The 6,000-nt window shown below is 60.1% G+C and carries 7 protein-coding genes (1 of these 7 only partly in view); 6 read left to right on the forward strand and 1 reads right to left on the reverse strand.

Annotated elements, in window-relative coordinates:
• Nucleotides 1–267: 267 nt before the first annotated feature.
• On the reverse strand, nucleotides 268–1,044 hold the full coding sequence (locus tag C2U37_RS07665) for a LuxR family transcriptional regulator (RefSeq protein WP_010672236.1): 777 nt from the start codon (nucleotides 1,042–1,044) through the stop codon (nucleotides 268–270).
• 211 nt (nucleotides 1,045–1,255) lie between these two features.
• Here C2U37_RS07665 and C2U37_RS07670 point away from each other — a divergent pair, with 211 nt between their 5' ends.
• The 6 genes in view from C2U37_RS07670 to C2U37_RS07695 are tightly spaced (at most 2 nt apart) and all read left to right on the forward strand, a layout consistent with a single transcriptional unit that may run on beyond the window.
• On the forward strand, nucleotides 1,256–2,017 hold the full coding sequence (locus C2U37_RS07670; RefSeq protein WP_041214169.1) for a DUF3450 domain-containing protein: 762 nt from the start codon (nucleotides 1,256–1,258) through the stop codon (nucleotides 2,015–2,017).
• Nucleotides 2,014–3,321, forward strand: coding sequence for a MotA/TolQ/ExbB proton channel family protein (locus C2U37_RS07675; RefSeq protein WP_103858084.1), 1,308 nt, complete (start codon nucleotides 2,014–2,016; stop codon nucleotides 3,319–3,321). Before C2U37_RS07670 ends, C2U37_RS07675 begins: the two co-directional genes overlap by 4 nt.
• A complete protein-coding gene (locus C2U37_RS07680; RefSeq protein ID WP_010672233.1) occupies nucleotides 3,318–3,848 on the forward strand; it encodes a MotA/TolQ/ExbB proton channel family protein in 531 nt (176 codons plus the stop codon). The genes C2U37_RS07675 and C2U37_RS07680 overlap by 4 nt, the downstream gene beginning before the upstream one ends.
• Complete coding sequence (locus C2U37_RS07685; protein ID WP_010672232.1) at nucleotides 3,845–4,246, forward strand: ExbD/TolR family protein; 402 nt, start codon at nucleotides 3,845–3,847, stop codon at nucleotides 4,244–4,246. The genes C2U37_RS07680 and C2U37_RS07685 overlap by 4 nt, the downstream gene beginning before the upstream one ends.
• A complete protein-coding gene (locus C2U37_RS07690; protein WP_103858085.1) occupies nucleotides 4,243–4,905 on the forward strand; it encodes an energy transducer TonB in 663 nt (220 codons plus the stop codon). Before C2U37_RS07685 ends, C2U37_RS07690 begins: the two co-directional genes overlap by 4 nt.
• A 2-nt stretch (nucleotides 4,906–4,907) precedes the next feature.
• Nucleotides 4,908–6,000 carry the 5' portion of a tetratricopeptide repeat protein gene (locus C2U37_RS07695; protein ID WP_181023065.1) on the forward strand. Its footprint extends 86 nt past the window's final position, so the window shows 1,093 of its 1,179 coding nt (coding positions 1–1,093); it begins with the start codon at nucleotides 4,908–4,910; its stop codon lies off the right edge, out of view.

Genomic DNA, 6,000 nt, shown 5'->3' on the forward strand with positions numbered 1-6,000 from the left:
CATCAGCCGAATCTTGCGATTCACCGTGCACGAGTGTTCTGAACTTCGTTAGAGAAAACGGCAAAATCTTCAAACATTGGTATGATGCTTTATTGCTCTGCTTTTTCTCATCGTTAGCGCTAAATTCTTAAGCTGGTATGATACTTTATTTTTTAGTGTCCGATTTTTCATGTGGTGAAATGCGGCTTACAGGGTGATTTGGTATGAATTTTTATTACTCGCATACAAAGAGCCGCATTGCGGCTCTTTTTGTTTTGGCAAAACAGGCTATGACAGCCGCAGGTTGGTGATGGTGACGTCGTCCAGGGAAGGCACAATGATGCCGCTGGAGATGCTCTTGGCAATCGCCTGGTTGCGGTTGCGCGAGTCCGTCTTGTTGGTGACCTGATTGAGGTGGAAGTTCACGGTTCGCTCGCTGATGCCGAGGATGGTGGCGATCTCCCAGGAGGTTTTGCCCTCGCTGGCCCAGAAAAGGCACTCCTTCTCCCGATCCGACAGCTCGGCCAGGTATTTCATCAGGTCTGGTCTGGCCTTGATGAGGGTCAGGGCCGAGTTGAAGATGTAGCTGGCACAGAATGACAGCAGGGGAACGTTTTCAAACATCAGATCGGAATTGGACTTCTCCTTGCTGATGAAAGAGAGGATGCCGTGTTCCCCCTGAGGTGTGTGCAGCGGGAAGGAGACGCCGTTCCTCACCCCGAAGTCGGCGGCGAGGTTCATCACCTCCCTGCTGGCGCTGGGCAACCAGGGGGCATCGCAATCGAGCTTGTTCCAGAAGATGGGCTGGGTCTGCTTCAGTCCCAGGAAGACGACCGGATCCTGGGTCAGGTAGTGCCGTTCCGAATAGGCATCAAACCAGCTGGTGGGGCAGTTGTTGAACAAGGCCACATGGGATTTCTGCATGCTGATGGGGAAAATAATCAGCAAACGGAAGTAATCAAACCCCATCTGATGACTGAAGCGCTCCAGTTGTTGCTGGATCTCGCTGGTCTTCTTCGCCTTGGTGAACCGATCTATGTGTTCCCAGATCGCATCGTTAAACATGTAAGTCTCCTTTTTCGATCACTTATCTTGCTGATCGAAAAGACATTTTTTAGTTATTTAAAATGGTGTTGCGACTACCAACGCCAGTTATTCCCGTACTTGTCTAAAAAGTATCCTGTTTTTTCGGCCAGAGGCCAAGAAAATCATCTGATTGCCAGTGACCCTACTCTTTGAGACAATGAGAATAGTTATCATTGTTAAGATTTATATCATGAACAAGTTTTGGGGTCTGGCCTTGTTACCCATGGCCGTTCATTGCGTCGTGTCCGCCGACGAGGTGGTTGCGCCAGCATTGAAGAACAGTATCGCCGACGGGAAAGCCTCCCAGCTGCGTGTGGAGAAAGCCGCCGATGGAGCCGTCGCCGCCAGGATTGAGCTGCAAAATGCCCAACTGCAACTGCGGGATCTGGAAGCCTACAACCGCTACATGCAGTCTCTGGTGGCCGATCAGCAAAACGAGCTGGGCAAGCTGAACCAGCAGTTGGAGGCGGTACAGGAGACCAGACAGGGGCTTGTCCCCCTGATGCTGCAGATGCAAGCCGATCTGGAACAGCTGGTACAGGATGACATCCCGCTGCGCAGGGAGGATCGTCTGGCGCGGGTTGCTGCCTTGAAAGCGACGCTGGCAAGAGCCGATGTGAGCGAGGCGGAGAAGTTCCGCCAGCTATTGCAGGCCTATCAGATTGAAGCCGAATACGGCAGCAGGCTGGACCATTATTCCGCCGAGCTGGTGCTGGATGGCGCACCGCGCCGGGTCGACGTGCTGGCACTGGGCCGGGTCTCCCTGCTGGCGATGACCGCCGATCGCTCCCAGGCGTGGCGCTGGTCTGCCGAGCACAAGCAGTGGCAAGCCCTCGACGGCCAGTGGCTCTCCCCCATCGCCGAGGCGTTGGAAATGGCTGCCGACAAGAAAGTTCCCCAGTTGTTAAATGTCCCCCTTTCCGTCAGCCGTGGTCAGGAGGCCCAGTCATGAGCGTCACCATGAAGTGGTTACCCCTTGCCCTCGCCCTCTCTCTGGGCACCACAGCCGCCGTGGCCGAGGAAGCCTGGCAGCAGCAGGAACAGGCCCGTGAGCAGAAGGCTCAGCAGGATCTGGCGTCTGTCTCCAGGGAGCTGAGCAGTGCCCGTGCCAAGCTGGCCGAGGCCCAGCGCCTGAGCAAGGAGCTGGCCAGCCAGTTCGCGGCCAATGAAAAGCAGCTGGTGGAGCTCAATACCCAGTGGGAGCAAGCCTCCGGCGACATGAACGACATCTTTGCGGTCACCCGTCAGGGGGCAAGCGATGCGGTCAAGCTGCTGAGCGAATCCGCCGTCGAGGGCCAGTATCCTGATCGCCTCGCCCCGCTGAAAACCATGGCACAGGATAAACAGGTGCCTGATCGCGCCGCCCTTGCCCTGCTGCCAGCCACCTTGCTACAGGAGATCCGCGAATCGGGCCGGGTTGCCCAGTTCAACGGCAAGGTGCTTGATGCCCAGGGCGTTGCCAGCGAGCAGACGTTGACCCGGATCGGCAGCTTCACCCTGCTGGGCGATGCTGGTTTCTTGCAACCGGAGGCCGAAGGCCTGAGTCCGGTGCTGGGCCTGCCAGGCAGCGTGCTTTCCGCTGTGGCCGCTTATCAGGGTCAGGAGGGAGAAGCGTTGCCGCTGGATCCCTCCCACGGTGTTCTGCTCGATATGCTGGCCCAGGCGCCCACCTTCTGGCAGCAAGTCCAGCAGGGCGGCCAGGTCGGCGCCATCATCGTGCTGCTGGCCGCTATCGGCCTGGGGATCGCTGGAGTACGGCTGTGGAGCCTCTCTCGCGAACTGGGTCGGGTTCGTCGCCAGCTCAAGAGCGGTGAATATCATGCCGACAACGCCCTCGGCCGGGTGCTGACGGTGGCTGACAAGCATCCAGAACTGAGCATGGAGACCCTCGAACTGCGTCTGGATGAGGCGATCCTGCAGGAGACCCCTCGCCTGGAGCGCGGCATCGGCATGGTCAAGGTGATCGCGGCCATCGCCCCCATGCTGGGTCTGCTCGGGACAGTGACCGGTATGATCGGCACCTTCCAGGCCATCACCCAGTTCGGTACCGGCGATCCCAAGATCATGGCGGGCGGCATCTCCATGGCCTTGGTCACCACGGTGCAGGGTCTGGTAGCGGCCATTCCGCTGATCCTGGCCCACAGCCTGCTGCAGTCCCGTTTCACCGAGCTCTCCAACGTGCTGGAACAGCAGGTGGCCGGGATCCTGGCCGAGCGGGCCGAAAGCAATGGTGACAGGGTGGAGCGGGTAGCATGATGCTCGACATCTGGCAGCAGTTGCAGAGCTTCATGGGCCGTGGCGGCCCGGTGCTCTGGGTCATTCTGGCCTTGCTGGTGCTGATGTGGATTCTGATGATCGAGCGGCTGCTCTACCTCAACCTGGGGTTTGCACCGTTGCAGCGTGAGCTGCTGGGCCGCTGGCAGGCGCGTCGCGAGCGTCACAGCTGGCACGCTCGCGCGATTCGCGGGCGCTGGCTGGCAGAAGTGGAGCTGGCGCTCAACCGTCATCTGATCTTCATCCGCACCCTGGTGGTGCTCTGCCCCATGCTGGGGTTGCTGGGTACAGTGACCGGCATGATAGGCGTATTCGATGCGCTGGCTGCGGCCAACCGCTTTAACCCGGAGAGCATGGCGGGCGGGATCTCACGCGCCACCATCCCCACCATGGCAGGCATGGTGGTGGCCCTCTCCGGCGTGTTGTTACTTAGCCGGCTCGAGAGTCAGGCCAAGCGTGCGCTGGCCAAGACCCGGGACGGCCTGCGAGAAGAGAAGGTAATGCAATGAGACGGCAATCCAAACGCCAGCGCGATGAAGTGCAGATCGACATGACCCCCATGCTGGATATCGTCTTCATCATGCTGATCTTCTTCATCGTGACCACCTCCTTCGTGCGCGAAGCCGGGCTTGAGGTACACAGACCCCAGGCCAGCCAGGCCAAGGCGCAGAAATCGTCCAGCATCATGCTGGCGATCGGCGCTCAGGGGCAGATCTTCCTCGACCGCAAACAGGTGGATGTGGAGCGGGTGCAGGCCACCCTCGCCCGACTGTTGGCGGAGCAGCCCGAGGCAAGCCTGGTTATCCAGGCCGACGAGCGGGTACCCCACGGCAAGGTGGTGCGGGTGATGGATGAAGCCAAGGCGGCAGGCATCGCCAACATCGCCGTGGCGGTGGCACCGAAATGAAACACAAGTTGATGAGCCTGGGACTGGGGATCGCCCTCAGTCTGGGCATCCTGTTGTTCATGGCCACCCTGGTGGAGCCGCCCGGAGGGGAGAAGGCGATCACAGAGCAGAAATCCATCGTCATCAACATGCAGAACGAGGTGACCGAGGTACAGGTGCGTGAACGGCCGGTACCCCAGGAGCCGGAACCCTTGCCGGAGCCGCCTGCCGCGCTGGCTTCGACACCGCTGCCCATGCCGGCGGCGGCCCCGTTGCCTTCGGTACAGCCGAGCCTGGATCTGGTCTCGACCCTGAGCGCGGTACAGGTCTCTGCCCCTGGCGTGGCGACCAGTCCCACTCCGGTCGCGAGCGGCAATTTCCATGGTCAGCAGCAGGGTACCGGGATCGGTGCCGGCGACATGCTGATGCCGCTGCAACGGGTTGAGCCTGTTTATCCCTACCGGGCCCAGCAGGCCGGCATCGAGGGGTCCGTGACCTTGCGTTTCAGCGTCGATGCAGACGGCCGGGTACAGGATGTGGAGGTGGTCGAGGCGAAGCCGAAGCGTCAGTTCGAGCGAGCGGCCATTCAGGCGATCAACAAGTGGCGCTATCAGCCGAGGCCGGGCGCCACCGACAAACTGGTGCAAGTCATCACGCTCAAATTCAAATTGGAGTCATAACCATGTTGCGGATCTGGATCTGTCTGCTGGCCCTGGTCAGCCAAGCCTGTCTGGCGATGGAGGTGAGCCTTCATTTCTCCCGCCAGCTGGAGCCCGTGATGAAGCTCTATCAATCCGGCCAGTGGCAACAGGCCCAGAGCAAGGCGGCTGTGCTCAAACCCGGTTCCGAGGCTGAGCACGCCTGGCTGGCGCAGTTACAGGCCTCTCTGGCCGCCAATCTGCAGCATACCGCACAGGCGAGTCGCTACGTGGAGCAGGCTCTTGCCTATAAAGAGTGGCCAGAGCAGCAACGACTTCAGTTGTTGCGTCTGCGCGGGGATATCCAGGCCCAGCAATCCAACTGGTCCGGCGCCATCGCCAGCTACAAGGCCGCATTGGCCATCAAGGCTGACGATACCTTGCGTCTGCGCTTGGCTGGCCTCTATTACCACAACAAGCAGTACGGCGAGGCAGCCAGCCAGAGTGAACAACTGTTGAAGAAAAGCTGGCAGAAGCAGGCAGCCATCATCCGCCTCTCCTCCCTCACTGCATTGCAGCGTTACGGCGTGGCTGCGGATCAGGCCGAAGAGTTGATCCGCCGCGAGCCGAAAGAGAGCAAGTGGTGGCAGCAGGCGGTGTCGCTCAATCTCTCCGCCAAGTGTGGTGATCGAGCGCTTACACTGCTGCAAACCGCCATCGACCGTCAACTGATGGATGATGCCGCCGCCCGCAACCAGCTGATCCGCCTGTATGCCTGGCAGGGACTGCCCTATCGCGGTGCGCGTCTGCTGGAGTCTGCCATGGCCAAGGGACAGATGAAGCAGAACGCGGAGAATCGCCAATTGCTGGCCCAGTTGTGGGAAGGGGCACGTGAGTGGCCGAAGGCTGTGGACAGCTGGCAACTGCTTGCCCAGGAACATGCTCACCCCAAGGCCGCCATGCGTGCCGCCGAACTGCTGCTGCAACAGGGCAAGACGGATGCCGCCATGACCCAGCTCGCGGCCATCAAGTCAGTGAAGGGAGAGCAGGGCAACAGAGCCAAGGCCCTGCTGGTGCAGGCACACCTCAATAAAGAACAATATGCTCAGGCGCTGGTGTTGGCTCGCGAGCTGCAAC

It is taken from the genome of Aeromonas sp. ASNIH1 (assembly GCF_002934285.1).
GTDB lineage: Bacteria > Pseudomonadota > Gammaproteobacteria > Enterobacterales > Aeromonadaceae > Aeromonas > Aeromonas caviae.